Consider the following 22,728-nt stretch of genomic DNA (forward strand, 5'->3'; position numbering starts at 1 on the left):
TTAAAGAGAGCGGATGGAAAAAAACGAAAAACGCACTAAAATTTATGTCCTGAATAAATTAGGTATTCGGGCTTCTGAGTTAATAAAAATCACTTCTGTTTATATGCATCAATCGACCTGATAACCTTAATTGTATTTTATATACATATCTTTAACATGGTTTTTACTATGTTCACCGCATCAAAACACATTTAACACAACGGATTGTTTTTGATTTAAATCAATGTTTAATCCTTGGAAAAACCCATCAAAAGGCGGTAAATTGTCCCCGATCAAAATGGCTGAAAAGTGGTAATTTTGCTATAAATTGATCGCCGTCGAAAAACGTAAATGTGATTCAATAAAAACCTGTTTATTGTAAGGGTTTTGCAGCGTATTATATTTGCGGGATCAATTTGAGTTTTTTATTAACGTATTTGTAACCTCACGTCATCGTTTTTATCCTCCTTCAGGGTAATAACGACGACAAGGATGCGAATAATTTGTATTGGGGCATGCGTGTGGATCTCTCTCTGACGGGGTTCACTCTCGGAGTCTTCATGCGATGAGCAAGGAGTCATGATGTTAGATATAGTCGAACTGTCGCGCTTACAGTTTGCCTTGACCGCGATGTACCACTTCCTGTTTGTGCCACTGACGCTCGGTATGGCGTTCCTGCTGGCCATTATGGAAACGGTATACGTTCTCTCCGGCAAACAGATTTATAAAGATATGACCAAGTTCTGGGGCAAGTTGTTTGGTATCAACTTCGCGCTGGGCGTGGCAACCGGTTTGACCATGGAGTTCCAGTTCGGGACTAACTGGTCTTACTATTCCCACTATGTCGGGGATATCTTCGGTGCGCCGCTGGCCATTGAAGGTCTGATGGCATTCTTCCTCGAATCCACCTTTGTAGGTCTGTTCTTCTTCGGTTGGGACCGTCTGGGTAAAGTCCAGCATATGGCGGTGACCTGGCTGGTGGCATTAGGTTCGAACCTCTCCGCGCTGTGGATCCTGGTGGCGAACGGCTGGATGCAGAACCCAATCGCGTCTGATTTCAACTTCGAAACCATGCGTATGGAGATGGTCAGCTTTGCCGAGCTGGTCCTGAACCCGGTGGCACAGGTTAAATTCGTTCACACCGTAGCATCTGGCTACGTGTGCGGCGCAATGTTCGTACTGGGTATCAGCTCCTACTACATGCTGCGCGGTCGTGACTTCGCGTTTGCTAAGCGCTCCTTTGCTATCGCTGCAAGCTTCGGTATGGCTGCAATCCTCTCTGTTATCGTTCTGGGTGATGAATCCGGTTACGAAATGGGTGACGTGCAGAAAACCAAACTGGCCGCTATCGAAGCCGAATGGGAAACCCAGCCGGCACCTGCTGCCTTTACGCTGTTCGGTATCCCCGATCAGGACGCGCAGGAAAACCGCTTCGCTATTCAAATCCCTTACGCGCTGGGTATTATCGCCACCCGTTCTGTTGATAAGCAGGTGACGGGCCTGAAAGAGCTGATGGTTCAGCACGAAGAGCGTATCCGTAACGGTATGAAAGCCTACTCGCTGCTGGAACAGCTGCGTGCCGGTTCTACCGACCAGGCCGTTCGCGACCAGTTCAACAACGTGAAGAAAGATCTGGGTTACGGTCTGCTGTTGAAGCGTTATACCCCGAACGTTTCTGATGCGACAGAAGCGCAGATCCAGATGGCAACCAAAGACTCGATTCCACGCGTTGCGCCACTGTACTTCGCATTCCGTATCATGGTGGGCTGCGGCATCATCATGCTGCTGATCATCGCGGCGTCCTTCTGGTCCGTGATTCGCAACCGCATCGGCGAGAAAAAATGGCTGCTGCGCACCGCGCTGTACGGTATTCCACTGCCGTGGATCGCTATCGAATCCGGCTGGTTTGTTGCGGAGTACGGCCGTCAGCCATGGGCGATTGGTGAGGTACTGCCAACGGCGGTAGCGAACTCGTCCCTGACAGCGGGCGACCTGATCTTCTCCATGCTGCTGATTTGTGGTCTGTACACCCTGTTCCTGGTGGCTGAACTGTTCCTGATGTTCAAGTTCGCGCGCCTTGGCCCAAGCAGCCTGAAAACCGGTCGCTATCACTACGAGCAGTCCACCGCGACTACTCAGCCGGCACGCTAAGACAGGAGTCATCAAATGATCGATTATGAAGTATTGCGTTTTATCTGGTGGCTGCTGGTTGGCGTTCTGCTGATCGGTTTCGCCGTCACGGATGGTTTCGACATGGGGGTGGGGATGCTCACCCGTTTCCTCGGTCGTAATGACACCGAGCGTCGAATCATGATCAACTCCATCGCCCCTCACTGGGACGGTAACCAGGTGTGGCTGATCACCGCTGGCGGCGCGCTGTTCGCTGCCTGGCCGATGGTCTACGCGGCTGCGTTCTCCGGCTTCTACGTGGCGATGATTCTGGTGCTGGCCTCTTTATTCTTCCGTCCGGTCGGTTTCGACTACCGTTCCAAGATTGAAGACACCCGCTGGCGCAACATGTGGGACTGGGGCATCTTTATCGGTAGCTTCGTTCCACCGCTGGTGATCGGCGTGGCGTTCGGTAACCTGCTTCAGGGCGTACCGTTTCACCTGGACGAATATATGCGTCTTTACTACACCGGTAACTTCTTCCAGTTGCTGAATCCGTTTGGTCTGCTGGCCGGCGTGGTGAGCGTGGCGATGATCATCACTCAGGGCGCAACCTATCTGCAGATGCGTACGGTTGGTGAACTGCACCTGCGTTCTCGCGCGACGGCTCAGGTCGCTGCGCTGGTGACGCTGGTCTGCTTCGCACTGGCCGGTGTGTGGGTGGTGTACGGGATTGATGGTTATGTGGTGACCTCTGCAATTAACCACTCGGCACCGTCTAACCCGCTGACCAAAGAAGTGGCGCGTCAGGCTGGCGCATGGCTGGTGAACTTCAACAATACCCCTGCGCTGTGGGCGATCCCGGCTCTGGGCGTATTGCTGCCGCTGCTGACCGTGTTGACGTCTCGTCTGGAGAAAGGCGCACTGGCGTTCGTGTTCTCTTCGCTGACCCTGGCGTGCATCATCCTGACGGCGGGTATTGCGATGTTCCCATTCGTCATGCCATCCAGCACCATGCTGAATGCTAGCCTGACCATGTGGGACGCAACGTCCAGCCAGCTGACGCTGAACCTGATGACGTATGTTGCTTGCGTGTTCGTACCGATTATCCTGCTCTACACCACCTGGTGTTACTGGAAAATGTTCGGTCGTATCACTAAAGAACATATCGAAAGCAACACCCACTCTATGTATTAAGTAAGGAGCTGAATATGTGGTATTTCGCATGGATTTTAGGGACGCTTCTTGCCTGTGCATTTGGTGTCATCACTGCCCTGGCGCTTGAGCACGTCGAAGCGACCAAAGCGGGTGAAGAAAAACACTGATGAATATTATCGCAACGTTATATGCGGTAATGGATAAGCGCCCGTTACGGGCGCTTTCTTTAGTGATGGCATTACTGCTGGCAGGTTGTATCTTCTGGGACCCTTCGCGCTTTGCAGCGAAAACCAGCGAGCTTGAAATCTGGCACGGCTTCCTCATTATGTGGGCGGTGTGCGCAGGTGTGATCCACGGCGTGGGCTTTCGTCCGAAAGCCGTTCACTGGCAGGGAATTTTTTGCCCGCTGATTGCCGATCTGGTGCTTCTCGCCGGTTTGATTTTCTTCTTCTTCTGAATAAGAAATGTCCGTTAACGTTATGGGCTTACCCGAGCCCATAAAAATTTACTCTCCGTTTACTTTCCCCCATTCCCAACCCTCTTTCCCGCGCGTATAGTAGCGAAGTTTAAAAGCTCTAACTTTTGTTGCATTACCGGGATGTAAAGTGAATACAACGCTGTTTCGATGGCCGGTTCGTGTCTATTACGAAGATACCGATGCCGGTGGTGTGGTTTACCACGCCAGCTACGTTGCTTTTTATGAACGGGCACGCACAGAGATGCTGCGCCATCATCACTTTAGTCAACAGGTGCTGTTGGCTGAGCGAGTTGCCTTCGTGGTACGCAAGATGACGCTTGAGTATTTTGCGCCTGCCAGACTCGACGATATGCTCGAAGTCCAAACTGAAATTACATCAATGCGCGGGACCTCACTGGTTTTCACGCAGCGGATAGTCAACGCAGAGAATACTGTACTGAACTCAGCTGAAGTGCTGATTGTTTGTGTTGATCCAACCATAATGAAGCCTCGTGCGCTTCCTAAGTCTATTGTCGCGGAGTTTAAGCAGTGACTGACATGAATATCCTTGATTTGTTCCTGAAGGCAAGCCTTCTGGTTAAACTTATCATGTTGATTTTGATTGGTTTTTCAATCGCATCCTGGGCCATCATCATCCAGAGAACGCGTATCCTCAATGCCGCTGGCCGTGAAGCTGAAGCGTTTGAAGATAAGTTCTGGTCGGGTATTGAGCTTTCTCGTCTGTATCAGGAAAGCCAGGGACGCCGTGAAAACCTTACAGGCTCCGAGCAAATTTTTTATAGCGGTTTCAAAGAGTTTGCTCGTCTGCATCGTGCAAACAATCATGCGCCGGAAGCGGTTGTAGAAGGTGCCTCGCGTGCGATGCGTATCTCTATGAACCGTGAGCTGGAAAATCTCGAAACCCATATTCCATTCCTCGGCACTGTCGGCTCCATCAGCCCGTATATCGGCCTGTTTGGTACCGTGTGGGGGATTATGCACGCCTTTATCGCGCTGGGCGCGGTGAAGCAGGCGACGTTGCAGATGGTTGCACCGGGTATCGCTGAAGCACTGATTGCGACCGCTATCGGTCTGTTTGCGGCAATTCCTGCGGTTATGGCTTACAACCGTCTGAACCAGCGCGTGAACAAACTGGAACTGAACTACGACAACTTTATGGAAGAGTTCACTGCGATTCTGCACCGTCAGGCGTTTACCAGCACCGAGAGCAACAAGGGGTAAACCATGGCCAGATCGCGTGGACGAGGTCGTCGCGAGCTCAAGTCCGAAATTAATATCGTTCCACTGCTGGACGTCCTGCTGGTACTGCTGCTGATCTTCATGGCGACAGCGCCAATCATTACCCAGAGCGTGGAAGTGGATCTGCCGGATGCGACAGAATCACAGGCGGTGAGCACCAATGACGATCCTCCGGTTATCATTGAGGTTTCCGGCGTAGGGCAATACAGCGTCGTGGTAGAGAAAGATCGTATGGATCAGCTGCCGCCTGAGCAGGTTATTGCTGAAGCGCAGCGTCGTCTGGAGTCAAATCCGAAAACGGTCTTCTTAATCGGTGGCGCGAAAGACGTACCCTACGATGAAATTATTAAAGCGCTGAACTTGCTACATAGTGCGGGTGTTAAGTCAGTTGGCTTAATGACCCAACCTATTTGATCATCCGCGTAGTTTTTGGGAACCGATAGTGTCAAAGGCAACCGAACAGAACGACAAGCTTAAGCGAGCGATAATCGTCTCCGCAGTGCTGCACGTGATTCTCTTTGCAGCGCTGATCTGGAGTTCGTTCGACGAGCATATTGATGCATCAGCCGGCGGCGGTGGAGGGTCTTCCATTGACGCCGTGATGGTGGATCCCGGTGCGGTAGTACAGAACTATAATCGCGAACAGCAGCAGAAGGCGAGTGCCAAACGGGCTGAAGAGCAGCGTGAAAAACAGTCGCAACAGCAGGCGGAAGAACTGCGTGAAAAGCAGGCCGCAGAGCAGGAGCGTCTGAAGCAGCTTGAGAAAGAGCGTTTGCAGGCGCAGGAAGCTGCGAAAGAGCAGGCGGAACAGCAGAAGCAAGCCGAAGAGGCCGCGAAGAAAGCACAGGAACAGCAAAAGCAGGCGGAAGAGGCGGCAGCAAAAGCCGCAGCGGACGCGAAAGCGCAGGCTGATGCCCAGGCGAAATTAGCGGCAGAAGCGGCGAAGAAAGCCGCTGCAGATGCTCAGAAGAAAGCTGAAGCGGAAGCCGCGAAGAAAGCCGCTGCTGATGCCCAGAAGAAAGCTGAAGCGGAAGCCGCGAAGAAAGCCGCTGCAGATGCTCAGAAGAAAGCCGAAGCGGAAGCCGCGAAAAAAGCCGCTCAGGAAGCAGAGAAGAAAGCTGCTGCCGAGGCCGCGAAGAAAGCGGCTGCTGCTGAGAAAGCGGCTGCAGAAAAAGCTGCCGCCGCTGAAAAAGCCGCTGCTGAGAAGGCTGCTGCCGATAAGAAAGCTGCAGCTGAGAAGGCCGCTGCCGATAAGAAAGCAGCTGCTGATAAAGCGGCTGCCAAAAAGGCCGCTGCTGCTGAAAAAGCTGCTGCTGCCGCAGGGGTTGACGATCTGCTGGGCGATTTGAGCTCCGGTAAGAATGCACCGAAAACGGGCGGTGGGGCGAAAGGAAACAACGCAGCGCCGACGGGAAGTGGTAACACTAAGAGTAACGGTGCGACAGGGGCTGAAATCAACGGTTATGCCGCGCAGATTAAATCCGCTATTGAAAGCCGATTCTATGATGCGTCTTCCTATACCGGTAAAACGTGTACGTTGCGTATAAAACTGGCTCCGGACGGCATGCTGCTGGATATTAAGTCTGAAGGTGGCGACCCGGCTTTATGTACTGCGGCCCTGGCTGCAGCGCGTCAGGCGAAGATGCCTAAACCGCCGTCTCAGGCAGTTTACGAAGTCTTCAAAAATGCGCCGCTGGACTTCAAACCTTAAGTTACATTTTCCCCGTGCAAACGGGGAAAAATAGACCAGGTTTAGTCACAGGGTTCTGGTAGTTTTGTCTATTTGAGTTTGTTAACATTCTGCTAAATTATCGTGGGTAAGGTTACCCGGATAAGGGAGATATGATGAAGCAGGCATTACGTGTAGCATTTAGTTTTTTAATGCTGTGGGCAGCAGTACTGCACGCAGAAGTACGTATCGAGATCACCCAGGGGGTGGACTCGGCACGCCCAATCGGTGTTGTTCCGTTCCAGTGGGCCGGTCCTGGCGCTGCACCTGAAGATGCCGGTGGCATCGTGGCGGCTGACCTGCGTAACAGCGGTAAATTCAACCCGTTAGATCGTTCTCGTCTGCCGCAGCAGCCGGGCAGCGCGCAGGAAGTACAGCCTGCAGCATGGTCTGCACTGGGTATTGATGCCGTGGTTGTGGGGCAGGTTACGCCTAACCCGGACGGCTCTTACAACGTGGCCTGGCAGCTGGTCGATACCGGCGGTGCACCGGGTACCGTTCTGGCACAGAACTCTTACAAGGTCACTAAGCAGTACCTGCGCTACGCGGCACATGCTGCCAGCGATGCGGTATTTGAAAAACTGACCGGCATTAAAGGGGCGTTCCGTACCCGTATTGCTTATGTGGTGCAGACCAACGGTGGTCAGTTCCCGTATGAGCTGCGCGTATCTGACTACGACGGCTACAACCAGTTCCTGGTGAAACGTTCTTCTCAGCCGCTCTGATGTCTCCAGCCTGGTCTCCGGACGGTTCTAAACTGGCCTATGTAACCTTCGAAAGCGGCCGTTCAGCGCTGGTTATCCAGACGCTGGCAAACGGTGCTGTTCGTCAGGTGGCCTCTTTCCCACGTCACAACGGTGCGCCTTCCTTCTCTCCGGACGGGTCTAAACTGGCGTTTGCGCTGTCAAAAACCGGTAGCCTGAACCTGTACGTGATGGACATTGGCTCTGGCCAGATTCGTCAGGTGACCGACGGTCGCAGCAACAACACCGAACCTTCATGGTTCCCGGACAGTCAAAACCTGGCGTTTACCTCTGACCAGGCTGGCCGTCCACAAATTTACAAAGTCAACATCAACGGCGGTGCTCCGCAGCGTATTACCTGGGAAGGTTCGCAGAACCAGAACGCAGACGTGAGCAGCGACGGTAAATTTATGGTAATGGTGAGCTCCAACGGTGGGCAGCAGCACATTGCCAAACAAGATCTGGTAGCGGGTGGCGTTCAAGTTCTGTCGTCAACGTTCCTGGATGAAACGCCAAGTCTGGCACCTAACGGCACGATGGTAATCTACAGCTCTTCTCAGGGGATGGGATCTGTGCTGAATCTGGTTTCTACAGATGGGCGTTTCAAAGCGCGTATTCCGGCAACTGATGGACAGGTAAAATCACCTGCCTGGTCGCCGTATCTGTAAATAATAATTAATTGATTACTAAAGGAATCATAGAAATGCAACTGAACAAAGTGCTGAAGGGGCTGATGATCGCTCTGCCTGTAATGGCAATCGCAGCGTGTTCTTCTAACAAGAACGCCAGCAATGACCAGAGCGGCGAAGGCATGATGGGTGCCGGCACCGGTATGGACGCGAACGGCAATGGCAACATGTCTTCTGAAGAGCAGGCGCGTCTTCAGATGCAGCAGCTGCAGCAGAACAACATCGTTTACTTCGATCTGGATAAATACGACATCCGTTCTGACTTCGCTGCGATGCTGGATGCGCACGCTAACTTCCTGCGTAGCAACCCATCTTACAAAGTCACCGTAGAAGGTCACGCGGACGAACGTGGTACTCCAGAGTACAACATCTCCCTGGGTGAACGTCGTGCTAACGCTGTTAAAATGTACCTGCAGGGTAAAGGCGTTTCTGCTGACCAGATCTCCATCGTTTCTTACGGTAAAGAAAAACCTGCAGTACTGGGTCACGACGAAGCGGCTTACTCCAAAAACCGTCGTGCCGTACTGGTTTACTAAGAGAATTGCATGAGCAGTAACTTCAGACATCATCTGTTGAGTCTGTCGTTACTGGTTGGAATAGCGGCCCCTTGGGCCGCTTTTGCTCAGGCACCAATCAGTAGTGTCGGCTCAGGCTCGGTAGAAGACCGGGTCACTCAACTCGAGCGTATTTCTAACGCTCACAGCCAGCTTTTAACCCAACTCCAGCAACAACTTTCCGATAATCAAAACGATATTGACTCTCTCCGCGGCCAGATTCAGGAAAGCCAGTATCAGTTGAACCAGGTTGTGGAACGTCAGAAGCAGATTTTGCTGCAGATGGATAGCCTGAGCAGTGGTGGTGCAGCAGCACAAGCACAGCCAGCCGCGGGCGAGCAGACCGGTGCGGCGACATCAGCACCGGCTGCAGATGCTTCTGCTTCAACAGGTGCGCCTGTACAGAGCGGTGACGCGAATACGGACTACAACGCGGCCATTGCCCTGGTGCAGGATCAATCTCGTCAGGATGACGCGCTTGCTGCGTTTCAGAACTTTGTGAAGAAATACCCTGATTCCACTTATCAGCCAAATGCGAATTACTGGCTCGGTCAGCTGAATTACAACAAGGGTAAAAAGGACGATGCGGCGTTTTATTTTGCCTCAGTGGTGAAAAATTACCCGAAATCGCCAAAAGCGCCTGATGCGATGTATAAAGTGGGCGTCATCATGCAGGACAAAGGCGACACTGCGAAAGCCAAAGCGGTTTATCAGCAGGTGGTCTCCAAATTCCCGGGTACCGAAGGTGCTAAGCAGGCGCAAAAACGTCTGAATTCGATGGGATGATTATCGCATGACCAGAAATCGCGTTATTTCTGGTCGTGCAGCATGATTCGTAAGCAGTTAAGTGATCTTCATCGAAATTTTTGTTGCGCTGAATTCTTAAATCAGTAATATATGCCGCCGTTGCCACGGGATATCAAACAACGTGAAAACAGCGTAAAAGTGGGTCGTTAGCTCAGTTGGTAGAGCAGTTGACTTTTAATCAATTGGTCGCAGGTTCGAATCCTGCACGACCCACCACTTAACGCACACAAGCAGTATAGAGTGGGTGATTAGCTCAGTTGGTAGAGCATCTCCTTTACACGGAGGGGGTCGGCGGTTCGAGCCCGTCATCACCCACCACTCGGGTCGTTAGCTCAGTTGGTAGAGCAGTTGACTTTTAATCAATTGGTCGCAGGTTCGAATCCTGCACGACCCACCAATTTTATTGGTTCCGAGTGATAATTCAGGCAACACCCAAAAGGGTCGTTAGCTCAGTTGGTAGAGCAGTTGACTTTTAATCAATTGGTCGCAGGTTCGAATCCTGCACGACCCACCAGCCTGAATAAATTTGAAGTACATCCCGCAAAGGGTCGTTAGCTCAGTTGGTAGAGCAGTTGACTTTTAATCAATTGGTCGCAGGTTCGAATCCTGCACGACCCACCAATGTTAAAAAGCGCCCTAAAGGCGCTTTTTTGCTATCTGCGATACAACAAATGCTCCGCACATCTATTCCCGGTGACTTTTCACTCCAGATTCGCTATCTTGTTTAGTATACAAAACACAATTGCCACGCGTTTTGCTATGTCAGGCAAAAGAAAGGCAATATTGTTAAGCCCGTAAAACGAGAAGCCATAATGAGCGTGATGTTTGATCCTGAAGCCGCAATCTATCCGTTTCCGCCAAAGCCTGTCCCGCTGAGCCAGGACGAAAAGCAGTTCTACCGTGAGAAGATCAAACGTCTTCTCAAAGAACGAGATGCGGTGATGGTGGCCCATTACTACACCGACCCGGAAATTCAGCAGCTGGCGGAAGAGACCGGGGGCTGTATTTCTGACTCACTGGAGATGGCACGCTTCGGTGCAAAACATCCTGCTTCCACGCTGCTGGTTGCTGGCGTGCGTTTTATGGGCGAAACGGCAAAGATCCTGAGCCCTGAAAAAACCATTCTGATGCCGACGCTTAATGCAGAGTGTTCCCTGGATCTCGGCTGCCCGATTGACGAGTTCACGGCCTTCTGTGATGCCCATCCTGACCGGACCGTGGTGGTTTACGCCAATACCTCCGCGGCGGTAAAAGCGAGCGCAGACTGGGTGGTCACGTCGAGCATAGCTGTGGAATTGATTGAACACCTGGACAGCCTGGGTGAGAAAATTATCTGGGCGCCTGACCGCCATCTTGGAAATTATGTCCAGAAGCAGACGGGGGCTGACGTTCTCTGCTGGCAGGGCGCCTGCATTGTGCACGACGAATTCAAAACCCAGGCGCTGGCGCGCATGAAGGCACTTTATCCTGATGCCGCGATTCTTGTTCACCCTGAATCACCGCAGTCTATTGTCGACATGGCGGACGCCGTGGGCTCAACCAGCCAGCTTATCAACGCGGGCAGAACGCTGCCTAACAGGCAGCTCATCGTGGCGACCGATCGCGGTATCTTCTACAAGATGCAGCAGGCCGTGCCGGAGAAAGAGCTCCTTGAAGCGCCAACGGCGGGTGAGGGCGCAACGTGTCGCAGCTGTGCGCATTGCCCATGGATGGCGATGAACGGCCTGAAGGCCATTGCCGACGGGCTCGAGACGGGCGGTGCAGCACATGAAATCCATGTGGATGCTGCTCTGCGTGAAGGTGCATTAATTCCGCTTAACCGCATGCTGGATTTTGCGGCTACACTACGTACTTAATTCAAAACGCCCCGGGGAAAAGATGGATTTTTTTAGCACGCAGAACATTCTGGTTCATATACCGATTGGTGCAGGTGGCTATGACCTGTCATGGATTGAGGCCGTTGGCACGCTGGCGGGATTACTCTGTATCTGGCTGGCAAGCCTGGAGAAGATCAGCAACTACGCGTTCGGGCTGATTAACGTTACGCTGTTTGCGATTATCTGCTTCCAGATCCAGCTGTACGCCAGCCTGCTTTTACAGCTGTTCTTCTTCGCCGCCAATATTTACGGCTGGTACGCGTGGTCGCGTCAGAACAGCCAGCAGGAGGCAGAGCTGCAGATCCGCTGGCTGCCCTTGCCGAAAGCCATCGCCTGGTTTGTCGCCTGTCTGCTCGCCATTGGCTTAATGACCGTCTATATCAACCCGGTGTTTGCGTTCCTGACCCGCGTTGCCGTTTCGGTCATGTCAGGTTTCGGCCTGAACGTGACGATGCCCGAGCTCCAGCCGGATGCCTTCCCATTCTGGGATTCCTGCATGATGGTGCTGTCGATTGCGGCGATGATCCTGATGACCCGTAAATACGTTGAGAACTGGCTGCTGTGGGTCATCATCAACGTGATCAGCGTGGCGATCTTCGCCCTGCAGGGCGTCTATGCGATGTCGCTGGAATATCTGCTGCTGACCTTCATTGCGCTGAACGGCAGCCGGATGTGGATCAATAGCGCGCGTGAGCGAGGTTCTCACGCGCTTTCCAGCTAGTGGTGATGCTGATGTGAATGTCCGGACTGCGCCTCGTTAAGGTGGCAGTCCGGCCCGTTACAGGGCTGATACTCCATCTGGATGGTGGCGTGGCCAATTTCGTAGTGATGTTCAAGAAAATGCTGGATGCGCTCAAGCAGCGCATCGTGGTCGTGAGGCGGGATCACCTGGACGTGCAGCGTCATGACCGGTTTTTCCCCCACCAGCCAGACGTGCACGTGATGAACATTACGGACTTCCGGGACCGAACGGCGCAGGTTGCGCTTCAGCTCGTCAATATCCATCGATGACGGTGCCCCTTCAAGCAGTTCATTCACGCTCTCCTTCAGCAGCCGCCAGGCGCTGCGCAAGACCAGACACGACACCAGCACGGACAGAATAGGATCGACAGGCGTCCAGCCGGTGTAGAGGATCACCAGCGCGGCGACAATCGCCCCGACTGAGCCGAGTAAATCACCCAGAACATGCAGAGCCGCAGCGCGTACGTTGAGGTTCTTTTCCCCGCTGCCGCGGTGCAAAATCCAGAAGGCCAGTATATTCGCCAGCAGCCCCGCCACGGCAATCACCATCATGGTTGCCCCGGCGATCGGCTGCGGGTGTCTGAAGCGCTGTACGGCCTCCCAGACGATGAGAACGGTAATGACCACCAGCGCAATGGCGTTAACAAACGCGGCGAGGGTTGTCAGCCTCAGCCAGCCGAAGGTATGGCGCGCATTGGGAGGACGACGCGCAAACTGTACCGCCAGCAGGGCGAAGAGCAGCGCTGCGGCATCGGTCAGCATATGTCCGGCATCAGCCAGTAGCGCCAGAGAGCCGGAAATCAGGCCGCCAATGACCTCGATAATCATAAACGTTGCGGTAACGCCAAAGGCCAGCATCAGTCGTTTAGCGTTGTCGTTGCCGTGAGAGGGTGAGTGGGAATGGGAGTGCGCCATGTCTGCTTTCCTGATGTGTTATTGTTTTTAGTGTAGCGTTTTTAATAGGTTACTCCAAAAAGAAAGGAGAGCCAGAGCTCTCCTTTTTCTTACCGAACATCCCCATTACTGGGTGGTGCCATCGGTTTTGGTATTCGCGTCGTTTCCTACTTTGTCATTAGGGTCAGGGCATTTGCCGTCCTTACACATTGAGTTCTTATGAACCTCATCCGAACTCATATTGTCATGATTCATGGTGTCGGAACCGCTGCCGTTGGGATGCAGCATGGTGCCGCCGGTGTTGGTATTACCGGTATTGATCTGGCTGTTGTCGACATTATTCGGGGCGATATTCTGTTTCGCATCAGGTGCGGGCTGGCCTGCTGCCGCAGCGGCATTCGCATCGCCGTTGCTGTCTGATGTGCCCGTTTCCGCGGCCAGGACGCTGCCGCTGGCCAGAGTGAGTGTTGCGGTCAGGAAGAGGGTTGCCAGTTTTGTCATTTTCATCATGGTGCTCCTGTTCTTGTCGTTACGCTGGATAACATTCTCCAACAGTGCATCTTTTTCAGAGGCGAAAGATTCCGCCTTACGGACTTACGCCAGTAGGGAATCGCGTTTAAGCGTGTAAAATTGGTTGTTACAGTTAAAAAGCTTAGGTTAGATCTCGTTTTTCGCTATTTTGTGGCGATTTTTAGGCGAATTCCAGGAATTATCTGCGTGAAGTGTAAAACCGTGTTTACACTTCCTGGTCGACAAGATAGATTGAAAGGATTGCTTTCATTACTAAAGATATGGCAGAGCTGGAACGAAGATGAATTATCAGAACGACGATTTACGCATTAAAGAGATCAATGAGTTATTACCTCCTGTAGCGCTCCTTGAGAAATTCCCCGCCACTGAAAATGCCGCAAACACGGTTTCTCATGCTCGTAAAGCGATCCATAAGATCCTGAAAGGTAATGACGATCGTCTTCTGGTGGTGATTGGTCCGTGCTCCATTCACGATCCTGCAGCTGCGAAAGAGTACGCAGCCCGTCTGCTCACCCTCCGTGAAGAGCTGAAGGATGAGCTGGAAATCGTAATGCGCGTTTATTTTGAAAAACCGCGCACCACCGTGGGCTGGAAAGGGCTGATTAACGATCCGCATATGGACAACAGCTTCCAGATCAACGACGGCCTGCGCATTGCGCGCAAGCTGCTGCTGGAGATCAACGACAGCGGCCTGCCTGCAGCCGGTGAATTCCTGGATATGATTACGCCACAATACCTGGCAGACCTGATGAGCTGGGGCGCAATTGGTGCGCGCACAACCGAATCTCAGGTGCACCGCGAGCTGGCGTCCGGTCTTTCTTGCCCGGTGGGTTTCAAAAACGGCACTGACGGCACCATTAAGGTGGCTATCGACGCCATCAACGCAGCGGGTGCGCCGCACTGCTTCCTGTCCGTAACCAAATGGGGCCATTCCGCCATCGTTAACACCAGCGGGAACGGTGACTGCCATATCATTCTGCGCGGCGGCAAAGAGCCGAACTACAGCGCGAAACACGTGGCAGAAGTGAAGGTCGGGCTGGAAAAAGCCGGGCTGCCACCGCAGGTGATGATCGATTTCAGCCATGCCAACTCCAGCAAGCAGTTTAAAAAGCAGATGGAAGTGGGTGCAGACGTCTGCCAGCAGATTGCCGGCGGTGAGAAGGCGGTGATTGGGGTAATGATCGAAAGCCATCTGGTTGAAGGTAACCAGAACCTGGAAGGCACCGAACCGCTGGTGTACGGCAAAAGCGTCACCGATGCCTGCATTGGCTGGGACGATACCGACACGATCCTGCGTCAGCTGGCGAATGCGGTAAAAGCGCGTCGCGGCTGAATTCTCAGGCACAAATAAAAAAGCGCGGAAGGCTCCGCGCTTTTTTTATATCTGGCGAAAATTACTTCGCTTTACCCTGGTTCGCGACAGCCGCAGCTTTCGCCGCGATCTCTTCTGCGTTACCCAGATAGTAGTGTTTGATTGGCTTGAAGTTTTCGTCGAACTCATACACCAGCGGTACGCCAGTTGGGATGTTCAGTTCGAGGATTTCGTCTTCACCCATGTTGTCCAGGTATTTCACCAGCGCACGCAGGGAGTTACCGTGAGCCGCGATGATCACGCGCTCGCCGCTTTTCAGGCGTGGCAGAATGGTTTCGTTCCAGTAAGGCACAACGCGGTCGATGGTCAGCGCCAGGCTTTCGGTGGTTGGCAGCTCAGCGTCGGTCAGCTTCGCGTAACGCGGATCGTGGCCCGGGTAGCGCTCGTCATCTTTGGTCAGCTCTGGTGGGGTGATTGCGAAGCCGCGACGCCACTGTTTAACCTGCTCGTCGCCATATTTCTCAGCGGTTTCCGCTTTGTTCAGGCCCTGCAGCGCACCGTAGTGACGTTCGTTCAGTTTCCAGGACTTCTCAACCGGCAGCCAGGCCTGATCCAGTTCGTCCAGCACGTTCCACAGGGTGTGGATGGCACGTTTCAGCACAGAGGTGTAAGCAAAATCAAAGCTGAAGCCTTCTTCCTTCAGCAGTTTACCCGCTGCTTTTGCTTCGCTTACGCCTTTCTCAGACAGATCAACGTCGTACCAACCGGTAAAGCGGTTTTCGTTGTTCCACTGGCTTTCGCCGTGACGCACCAGGACCAGCTTAGTTATAGCCATCTCTTACTCCTCAAGCATTTTTAGAATGATAACAATTCTCATTATATTGCCGTGGCCGTGCCACCAGCAACGCTTAACCCTAACCATAGCGAAAATAGTCTCTGAGTGTAAGATGCTTGTGAATCCAGGGTTATGATTTTGTCTGCGATCGGCGCTATTTTCAGCAAGGCGCGCAGAAAAAAGCCCTCCGGAGGGAGGGCTGGATATTAATCTGGAATAAAATGATATTCCGTCACGCTCACGTACTCTTCACCCGGGCGCAGTACGCAGTCCGGCTGTGGCCATTCAGGATGGTTCGGGCTGTCCGGCAGGAACTCGCTCTCCAGCGCCAGGCCTTGCCAGTCGCTGTACTCATCGTGTTCGCGCGCCGTCGTGCCGCCGAGGTAGTTGCCTGAATAGAACTGCAGGGCAGGGGCAGAGGTGTAAACCGTCATCTGCAGTTTCTCATCCGCAGACCAGACCTGTGCTGCGGGCTGTGTCACATCGCCTTTGGCCTGCAGCAGGAAAGCGTGGTCGTAGCCTTTTACCTTACGCTGATCGTCATCGCTCATGAAATCCTGGGCGATGGACTTCGCGCTGCGGAAGTCAAAGCTGGTGCCGCTCACGTCTTTGAGGCCCTGATACGGAATGCCCATCTCATCAACCGGCAGATACGCATCCGCCAGGATCTGCAGCTTGTGGTTGCGAACGTCGCACTGGCTACCGTCCAGGTTGAAATACGCGTGATTGGTCAGGTTGACCGGACACGGCTTGTCGACCGTCGCACGGTATTCGATGGCGATACGGTTGTCGTCGGTCAGCATAAAGCGCGCGGACGCAGTAAGGTTCCCCGGGAAGCCCTGATCGCCATCAGGCGAATCCAGCGAGAACAGCACTTCGCCATCGTTTTGACGAACAATCTTCCAGCGGCGTTTATCAAACCCGTCCGGTCCGCCGTGCAGCTGGTTCTCACCCTGACTTGGAAGCAGGGTGTACTGCACGCCGTCGAGTTCAAAACGGCTCTTCGCGATGCGGTTAGCATAGCGCCCAACGGACGCGCCCAGATAGGCGGACTGATTGACGTACTGCTCAGGCGAGGCGCAGCCGAGCAGAGTCTCGCGCACGCTGCCGTCCGGCATCGGTACGCGGGCAGAAAGAAGGGTTGCCCCCCAGTCCATCACCGTAACGACCATCCCCGCGCTGTTGCGCAGGGTTAACAGGCGATACGGCAGACCATCCGGTGCAAGGGTAGGTGTTTCGTTTAGCACTGTCCGGCTCCTTGTGATGCTTTGCAAACATAGAAGGTTTCTTTGATGCCTGTTTTGGCTTCGTACTGCTTCGCCACGGCATCCTGTACGGCAGGGACCAGCTCTTCTGGCACCAGCGCAACGATGCAGCCGCCAAAACCGCCGCCCGTCATGCGCACGCCGCCTTTGTCGCCAATGGTGGCTTTAACGATGTCCACCAGGGTGTCGATCTGCGGAACGGTGATTTCAAAATCATCGCGCATGGAGGCGTGAGATTCCGCCATCAGCTCACCCATGCGTTTCAGGTCACCTTTCGCCAGCGCGGACGCGGCTTCAACGGTACGGGCATTTTCCGTCAGCACGTGACGAACGCGTTTGGCGACAACCGGATCCAGCTCGTGCGCCACTTTGTTAAATTCATTGAGCGTCACGTCGCGCAGGGCAGGCTGCTGGAAGAAGCGGGCGCCGGTTTCGCATTGCTCGCGGCGGGTATTGTATTCGCTGCCCACCAGCGTGCGCTTAAAGTTGCTGTTAATGATGACGACAGCCGCGCCTTTTGGCAGGGGAACGGCTTTGGTACCCAGCGAGCGGCAATCAATTAACAGGGCATGCTCTTTTTTGCCGAGCGCGGAGATCAGCTGGTCCATAATGCCGCAGTTACAGCCCACGAACTGGTTTTCTGCTTCCTGACCATTCAGGGCTACTTGCGCGCCGTCCAGCGACAGATGATAAAGCTGCTGGAACACGGTGCCCACGGCGACTTCCAGCGAAGCAGAGGAGCTTAAGCCCGCACCCTGCGGCACGTTGCCGCTGATAACTAAATCGGCACCGCCGAAGTTCTTGTTGCGCTTCTGAAGGTGTTTCACCACCCCGCGTACGTAGTTAGACCACTGCTGGCTGTCGTGCGTCACAATCGGAGCATCGAGGGAAAACTCGTCCGTCTCATTACCGTAATCCGCCGCAATCACGCGAACTTTACGGTCGTCGCGCTTCGCACAGCTGATGACAGTCTGGTAATCGATAGCGCACGGCAGCACGAAACCGTCGTTATAGTCGGTGTGTTCACCGATCAGGTTGACGCGGCCTGGCGCCTGGATAACGTGGGTGGCAGGGTAGCCAAATTTCTCAGCAAACAGGGATTGTGTTTTATCTTTCAGACTCATTTTTTAGACTCCTGATTCGCGATAGTGGACGTCGCTAACGGCACGCAGACGTTCTGCCGCCTGTTCCGCCGTCAGGTCACGCTGGGTTTCCGCCAGCATTTCGTAGCCCACCATAAATTTACGTACCGTCGCAGAGCGCAGCAGCGGCGGATAGAAATGGGCGTGCAGCTGCCAGTGTTGATTCTCTTCGCCGTTAAACGGGGCGCCGTGCCAGCCCATGGAGTACGGGAAGGAGCACTGGAACAGGTTGTCGTAACGGCTGGTGAGCTTTTTCAGCGCCAGGGCAAGGTCGTCGCGCTGCGCGTCGCTGAGATCGGTGATGCGCTGCACGTGCGCTTTCGGCAGCAGCAGCGTTTCAAACGGCCAGGCGGCCCAGTAAGGGACAACGGCCAGCCAGTGTTCGGTTTCCACCACGGTGCGGCTGCCGTCGGCCAGCTCGCGCTGGGTGTAATCCACCAGCATCGGCGAACCGTTTTCCGCGTAATACGCTTTCTGCAGACGGTCTTCACGCTCGGCTTCGTTAGGCAGGAAGCTGTTCGCCCAGATCTGGCCGTGCGGGTGCGGGTTAGAGCAGCCCATAGCCGCGCCTTTGTTTTCGAACACCTGCACCCACGGATAGCTCTGCCCCAGCTCTGCGGTTTGCGCCTGCCAGGTGCTGACGACCTCTTTCAGCGCGTCCACGCTCAGCTCCGGCAGCGTTTTGCTGTGATCGGGCGAGAAGCAGATCACGCGGCTGGTTCCGCGCGCGCTTTCGCAGCGCATCAGCGGATCGTGGCTTTCCGGCGCGTCCGGCGTGTCGGTCATCAGGGCGGCAAAATCGTTGGTGAACACGAAGGTGCCTTTGTAGTCCGGGTTTTTGTCCCCGGTGACGCGCGTGTTGCCCGGACAGAGGAAGCAGTCCGGGTCGTGCTGTGGCAGCGTCTGTTTTGCAGGCGTCTCCTGCGCCCCCTGCCAGGGGCGCTTGGCGCGATGCGGAGAAACCAAAATCCATTGCCCGCTTAACGGGTTAAAACGACGATGCGGATGATCGACGGGATTAAATTGCGTCATGACGGATCCTTAGTCCGGATAGCCTTGCGGGTGGCGTGACTGCCAGTGCCAGGTATCCTGTGCCATTTCATCAAGCGTGCGCGTTACACGCCAGTTGAGCTCTTTATCAGCTTTGGTGGCATCGGCCCAGTAAGCAGGCAGGTCGCCATCACGACGCGGAGCGAAGTGGTAGTTCACCGGCTTGCCGCAGGCTTTGCTGAAGGCGTTAACCACGTCCAGCACGCTGCTGCCGACACCGGCGCCGAGGTTGTAAATATGCACGCCCGGTTTGTTGGCCAGGTGCTGCATGGCCGCAACGTGGCCGTCGGCCAGATCCATCACGTGGATGTAGTCGCGCACGCCGGTGCCGTCTTCGGTCGGATAGTCATTGCCAAAAATCGCCAGCGAGTCGCGGCGACCCACGGCAACCTGGGCGATATACGGCATCAGGTTGTTCGGGATGCCCTGCGGATCTTCACCCATGTCGCCAGACGGATGCGCGCCGACCGGGTTGAAGTAGCGCAGTAAGGCGATGCTCCACTCCGGCTGCGCTTTTTGCAGGTCGGTCAGGATCTGCTCCACCATCAGCTTGCTTTTGCCGTACGGGCTTTGCGGCGTACCGGTCGGGAAGCTTTCAACGTAAGGAATTTTGGGCTGATCGCCGTAGACGGTGGCGGAGGAGCTAAAGATGAAGTTTTTGACGTTGGCCGCGCGCATGGCGGAGATGAGACGCAGGGTACCGTTGACGTTGTTGTCGTAATACTCGAGCGGCTTCGCCACGGATTCACCGACCGCTTTCAGACCCGCGAAGTGGATCACCGCTTCGATGGCGTGGTCGTGAAGGATCTCGGTCATCAGCGCTTCGTTGCGGATGTCGCCTTCCACGAAAGTCGGTTGTTTACCGCCAAGGCGTTCAATCACCGGCAGCACGCTGCGCTTACTGTTGCACAGGTTATCGAGGATGATGACGTCGTGACCGTTTTGCAGCAGTTGCACGCAGGTATGACTACCTATGTAACCGCTACCACCTGTTACCAGAACTCGCATATTTCGCTCCATTGGGCTTATGGTATGTAATAACCATAGCATAACAGAGACGCGAAAAGTGTGACATGGGATAAAATAGTGGAATCGTTTACACTCGTTTTCATACTCACTTTTTCAATGACTGAGAGCATTCTAGATCAAAGAGATAGCGATGTATTGATGCAAGTTATCTGAAAAGAGGAGGGCAGAGCCCTCCACGGTTAATCGACGTTGCTGAGAAGGTAGCGATAGCCCTCACCGTCGGGAACAAACTCCAGGCGATGCGTGATGCAGGCAGGGGCATCTTCGGCATGGTGTGAGACGAAAAGCAGCTGCGTTTCACCTTCGCTAATCAGCACGTCCACAAAGCGGCGGATAAGCTGTCGATTCAGCGGATCGAGTCCCTGCAGCGGTTCGTCGAGGATCAGAAGCGTAGGGTGTTTCACCAGCGCGCGAACGATCAGGGCCAGGCGCTGCTGCCCCCACGACAGACTATGAAACGGCGCGTCAGCGACCCGGTTGTCCATGCCCAGGATATCCAGCCACTGCTGGGCCAGCTTGTGCTGTTTGTCCGACACAGCCTGATAAATGCCGATGGAATCAAAATACCCGGAAAGGATCACGTTGCGTACCGTGGTACTGACCCGATAGTCCAGATGCAGGCTGCTGCTGACGTAGCCGATATGTTTTTTAATATCCCAGATGGTTTCGCCGCTGCCGCGACGCCGACCAAACAGCGTCAGATCGTTGCTGTAGCCCTGAGGATGATCGCCGGTGATCAGGCTCAGCAGCGTGGATTTCCCCGCGCCGTTAGGGCCGACAATCTGCCAGTGTTCGCCGGGATTGACCGTCCAGCTTAGACGGTTAAGGATCGGGCGATCGTCATAAGAGACGATCCCATCCCGCAGCACGATGCGCGGCTGGTGGGGATCGAGCGCATGGCGGGCCGAAGGGGCGTCAGGTTCCGGTAGGGTTATACCGTCGAGTTGTTCACTGTGCGCGAGTTGGGCAATGAGCGCCTGCTTGAGCAGCGCTGTTTTTTCACCGGTCTCGGTCAGGTTACAGTCGGCCAGTACGCCCGCGTGCTGAATAAAGTCCGGAATTTCATCGAAGCGGTTAAGCACCAAAACCAGGGTATATCCCTGCTGATTAAGCGACTCCAGCAGGGCCGCCAGCTGCGCACGGGACTGCACGTCAAGGCCGTCAAACGGCTCGTCGAGGATAAGCAGCTCGGGCTCGCTCATCAGCGCCTGGCAAAGCAGCGTTTTTCGCGTCTCGCCGGTAGAAAGGTATTTAAAGCGTCGGTTCAGCAGGGCGGTGATACCGAACCGTTCTGCCAGGCGCAGACAGCGGGCGGGATCTTTCACCTCATCCTGAATAATTTCCGCCGTCGTACGGCCGGTATCTTCTTCGCCAGGGCTGAGTAAATCGGTGTTGTTGCGCTGCCACTCGTCGCTGACCAGCTTTTGCAGTTGTTCAAATGACAGGCGCGTCAGGCGAGTAAAGTCCCTCTGGTATTCGCCCTTGAGGAGGGGGAGCTCGCCGGCCAGCGCGCGGGCCAGCGCGGATTTACCGCTGCCGTTAGTGCCGACAAACGCCCAGCTTTCACCCGCGCGTATCGTCAAATCAGCAATCGTCAGCGTTCGGGTATCGCTAAGACGAAACGTGCCTTGCGAAATATGCAATGATGACATGATTTATCCCTGTTTTTGCAGCACCAGATATCAGGGATACGCACTGTCGGCGCGATTGTCAATGCGCTCAGCACAATGTGGCGATAATGACCCGGTCCGCGTTGAAATAAGCGGTGACGACAGTACCTTCTTCTAAACTGTCCGCTTCGCTAAGCGGTATCGTCGCGCAAAGCGGTTGCCCGTCTGCCAGGGTCATCAGCACTTCGCACTGCGCCTGGCCGCGTTCGATATGGCTAATTGCGCCCTGGAGCTGGTTATCGGCCGCCTTTGCTGCGTTGGGATCGCGCGTGATATTGACCCACGGCGCTTTCAGCAGCACCAGCACCTCTTTACCTTCATACAGCTCGAGGCGCTCTGCGCTCTGCGCCGTTATGGCGGCTTTCAGACGGGTGGTGCCATCGGCAAGCAGGATCTCAATATGCTGCTGTACCTGAAGATTGTCGCGCGCCGTCACCGTTCCAAACCACTGGTTGCGGGCGCTGGTTTGTAACGAGAAGCGGGAAATGGCGGCCAGCAAGCTGTCCAGCGGAACGTTATCGTCGTCGCTCAACGCATCAAACGCCTTTTGCTGAATCTGGGCCAGCAGATCGTAAAGCTGAATAAGGCGCTGGCCATAGCGCGTCACGATCGCACCGCCGCCGCCTTTGCCGCCTGTGGCTCTGTCCACCAGCGGTTGTTCGCTCAGGGTGTTCATTTCGTTGATGGCGTCCCAGGCGCTTTTGTAGCTGATGCCCGCGTTTTTCGCCCCCTGGCTAATTGAGCCCGTTTGTTCTATTTGTTTAAGCAGGGCGATACGTCGCGGATTGGCGAAAAGTTTTTGCTGAAGTCGTAAAGTGAGGAGAATTTCGGCCTGCATAACAGTGTCCTGGCAAAAAGAGCATTGTGACCCAAATGGTGCGGGGCGCAAAGGGTACC

Annotated in this window: 22 protein-coding genes, 5 tRNA genes and 1 pseudogene; 19 read left to right on the forward strand and 9 right to left on the reverse strand. The window is 54.4% G+C overall.

The window, feature by feature from the left end; all coding sequences use genetic code 11:
- Positions 1-561: 561 nt before the first annotated feature.
- From cydA to pnuC, 18 genes and pseudogenes are all read left to right on the forward strand, one after another.
- Complete coding sequence (gene cydA / locus LA04_RS04470) at positions 562-2,130, forward strand: cytochrome ubiquinol oxidase subunit I (RefSeq protein ID WP_023310795.1); 1,569 nt, start codon at positions 562-564, stop codon at positions 2,128-2,130.
- Positions 2,131-2,145: 15 nt separating this feature from the next.
- Positions 2,146-3,285 carry a cytochrome d ubiquinol oxidase subunit II gene (cydB, locus tag LA04_RS04475; protein ID WP_047061368.1) on the forward strand — a complete coding sequence of 380 codons (1,140 nt, stop codon included), beginning with the start codon at positions 2,146-2,148 and terminating at the stop codon, positions 3,283-3,285.
- Positions 3,286-3,299: 14 nt separating this feature from the next.
- Positions 3,300-3,413: a cytochrome bd-I oxidase subunit CydX gene (gene cydX / locus LA04_RS04480; protein WP_003858598.1), complete on the forward strand. Its 114-nt coding sequence runs from the start codon at positions 3,300-3,302 to the stop codon at positions 3,411-3,413.
- Positions 3,413-3,703 carry a cyd operon protein YbgE gene (gene ybgE / locus LA04_RS04485; RefSeq protein ID WP_010428735.1) on the forward strand — a complete coding sequence of 97 codons (291 nt, stop codon included), beginning with the start codon at positions 3,413-3,415 and terminating at the stop codon, positions 3,701-3,703. The genes cydX and ybgE overlap by 1 nt, the downstream gene beginning before the upstream one ends.
- 148 nt (positions 3,704-3,851) lie before the next feature.
- A complete protein-coding gene (ybgC, locus tag LA04_RS04490) occupies positions 3,852-4,256 on the forward strand; it encodes a tol-pal system-associated acyl-CoA thioesterase (protein WP_003858593.1) in 405 nt (134 codons plus the stop codon).
- Positions 4,253-4,945 (forward strand): Tol-Pal system protein TolQ, encoded by a 693-nt coding sequence (gene tolQ / locus LA04_RS04495; RefSeq protein WP_008501101.1) that lies wholly within the window; start codon positions 4,253-4,255, stop codon positions 4,943-4,945. Before ybgC ends, tolQ begins: the two co-directional genes overlap by 4 nt.
- A gap of 3 nt (positions 4,946-4,948) precedes the next feature.
- Entirely contained in the window at positions 4,949-5,377 is a 429-nt protein-coding gene (tolR, locus tag LA04_RS04500; protein WP_003858589.1) for a colicin uptake protein TolR, read from the forward strand.
- Positions 5,378-5,405: 28 nt separating this feature from the next.
- Positions 5,406-6,674 (forward strand): cell envelope integrity protein TolA, encoded by a 1,269-nt coding sequence (gene tolA, locus LA04_RS04505; protein ID WP_047650602.1) that lies wholly within the window; start codon positions 5,406-5,408, stop codon positions 6,672-6,674.
- A 134-nt stretch (positions 6,675-6,808) separates the two neighbouring features.
- Positions 6,809-8,103, forward strand: a pseudogene (tolB, locus tag LA04_RS04510) (Tol-Pal system beta propeller repeat protein TolB).
- A gap of 35 nt (positions 8,104-8,138) precedes the next feature.
- Entirely contained in the window at positions 8,139-8,660 is a 522-nt protein-coding gene (gene pal / locus LA04_RS04515) for a peptidoglycan-associated lipoprotein Pal (RefSeq protein WP_003858578.1), read from the forward strand.
- A gap of 9 nt (positions 8,661-8,669) precedes the next feature.
- Entirely contained in the window at positions 8,670-9,464 is a 795-nt protein-coding gene (gene cpoB / locus LA04_RS04520; RefSeq protein WP_047650603.1) for a cell division protein CpoB, read from the forward strand.
- A gap of 161 nt (positions 9,465-9,625) precedes the next feature.
- A tRNA-Lys gene (locus LA04_RS04525) sits at positions 9,626-9,701 on the forward strand.
- 26 nt (positions 9,702-9,727) lie between these two features.
- Positions 9,728-9,803 (forward strand) — tRNA-Val (locus tag LA04_RS04530).
- Between the two features lie 3 nt (positions 9,804-9,806).
- Positions 9,807-9,882, forward strand: a tRNA-Lys gene (locus LA04_RS04535).
- Between the two features lie 41 nt (positions 9,883-9,923).
- Positions 9,924-9,999: transfer RNA gene (locus LA04_RS04540), tRNA-Lys, on the forward strand.
- A 31-nt stretch (positions 10,000-10,030) separates the two neighbouring features.
- Positions 10,031-10,106: transfer RNA gene (locus LA04_RS04545), tRNA-Lys, on the forward strand.
- A gap of 191 nt (positions 10,107-10,297) precedes the next feature.
- Positions 10,298-11,341, forward strand: a complete 1,044-nt coding sequence (gene nadA / locus LA04_RS04550) for a quinolinate synthase NadA (RefSeq protein WP_047650604.1) — start codon at positions 10,298-10,300, stop codon at positions 11,339-11,341.
- A gap of 22 nt (positions 11,342-11,363) precedes the next feature.
- Complete coding sequence (gene pnuC, locus LA04_RS04555; protein WP_047650605.1) at positions 11,364-12,083, forward strand: nicotinamide riboside transporter PnuC; 720 nt, start codon at positions 11,364-11,366, stop codon at positions 12,081-12,083.
- Here the strand turns inward: pnuC and zitB are convergent.
- The gene (zitB, locus tag LA04_RS04560) at positions 12,080-13,018 is read right to left on the reverse strand and encodes a CDF family zinc transporter ZitB (RefSeq protein ID WP_047650606.1); all 939 of its coding nucleotides are present in this window, start codon (positions 13,016-13,018) and stop codon (positions 12,080-12,082) included. The genes pnuC and zitB overlap by 4 nt on opposite strands.
- Positions 13,019-13,123: 105 nt before the next feature.
- Positions 13,124-13,504 carry a protein YbgS gene (locus tag LA04_RS04565; RefSeq protein WP_047650607.1) on the reverse strand — a complete coding sequence of 127 codons (381 nt, stop codon included), beginning with the start codon at positions 13,502-13,504 and terminating at the stop codon, positions 13,124-13,126.
- A gap of 304 nt (positions 13,505-13,808) precedes the next feature.
- Here LA04_RS04565 and aroG point away from each other — a divergent pair, with 304 nt between their 5' ends.
- Positions 13,809-14,861: a 3-deoxy-7-phosphoheptulonate synthase AroG gene (gene aroG / locus LA04_RS04570; RefSeq protein ID WP_047650608.1), complete on the forward strand. Its 1,053-nt coding sequence runs from the start codon at positions 13,809-13,811 to the stop codon at positions 14,859-14,861.
- A 61-nt stretch (positions 14,862-14,922) separates the two neighbouring features.
- On the opposite strand, the gene gpmA is transcribed toward aroG, so the two are convergent.
- The 7 genes from gpmA to modE all read right to left on the reverse strand — a co-directional run bounded on the left by gpmA (position 14,923) and on the right by modE (position 22,669).
- On the reverse strand, positions 14,923-15,675 hold the full coding sequence (gene gpmA, locus LA04_RS04575) for a 2,3-diphosphoglycerate-dependent phosphoglycerate mutase (RefSeq protein ID WP_023310804.1): 753 nt from the start codon (positions 15,673-15,675) through the stop codon (positions 14,923-14,925).
- A 206-nt stretch (positions 15,676-15,881) separates the two neighbouring features.
- Positions 15,882-16,922 carry a galactose-1-epimerase gene (gene galM, locus LA04_RS04580; protein WP_047650609.1) on the reverse strand — a complete coding sequence of 347 codons (1,041 nt, stop codon included), beginning with the start codon at positions 16,920-16,922 and terminating at the stop codon, positions 15,882-15,884.
- Positions 16,916-18,064: a galactokinase gene (gene galK, locus LA04_RS04585; RefSeq protein ID WP_047650610.1), complete on the reverse strand. Its 1,149-nt coding sequence runs from the start codon at positions 18,062-18,064 to the stop codon at positions 16,916-16,918. The genes galM and galK overlap by 7 nt, the downstream gene beginning before the upstream one ends.
- 3 nt (positions 18,065-18,067) lie before the next feature.
- The gene (gene galT / locus LA04_RS04590) at positions 18,068-19,114 is read right to left on the reverse strand and encodes a galactose-1-phosphate uridylyltransferase (protein WP_047650611.1); all 1,047 of its coding nucleotides are present in this window, start codon (positions 19,112-19,114) and stop codon (positions 18,068-18,070) included.
- A 9-nt stretch (positions 19,115-19,123) separates the two neighbouring features.
- Positions 19,124-20,140: a UDP-glucose 4-epimerase GalE gene (gene galE, locus LA04_RS04595; protein WP_047650612.1), complete on the reverse strand. Its 1,017-nt coding sequence runs from the start codon at positions 20,138-20,140 to the stop codon at positions 19,124-19,126.
- A gap of 200 nt (positions 20,141-20,340) precedes the next feature.
- Positions 20,341-21,813: a molybdate ABC transporter ATP-binding protein ModF gene (gene modF / locus LA04_RS04600; protein ID WP_047650613.1), complete on the reverse strand. Its 1,473-nt coding sequence runs from the start codon at positions 21,811-21,813 to the stop codon at positions 20,341-20,343.
- A gap of 67 nt (positions 21,814-21,880) precedes the next feature.
- On the reverse strand, positions 21,881-22,669 hold the full coding sequence (gene modE, locus LA04_RS04605; RefSeq protein WP_047650614.1) for a molybdenum-dependent transcriptional regulator: 789 nt from the start codon (positions 22,667-22,669) through the stop codon (positions 21,881-21,883).
- Between the last annotated feature and the right edge of the window lie 59 nt (positions 22,670-22,728).

Origin of the sequence: Enterobacter sp. UCD-UG_FMILLET (assembly GCF_000762975.1) — a bacterium.
Taxonomy (GTDB): domain Bacteria; phylum Pseudomonadota; class Gammaproteobacteria; order Enterobacterales; family Enterobacteriaceae; genus Enterobacter; species Enterobacter dykesii.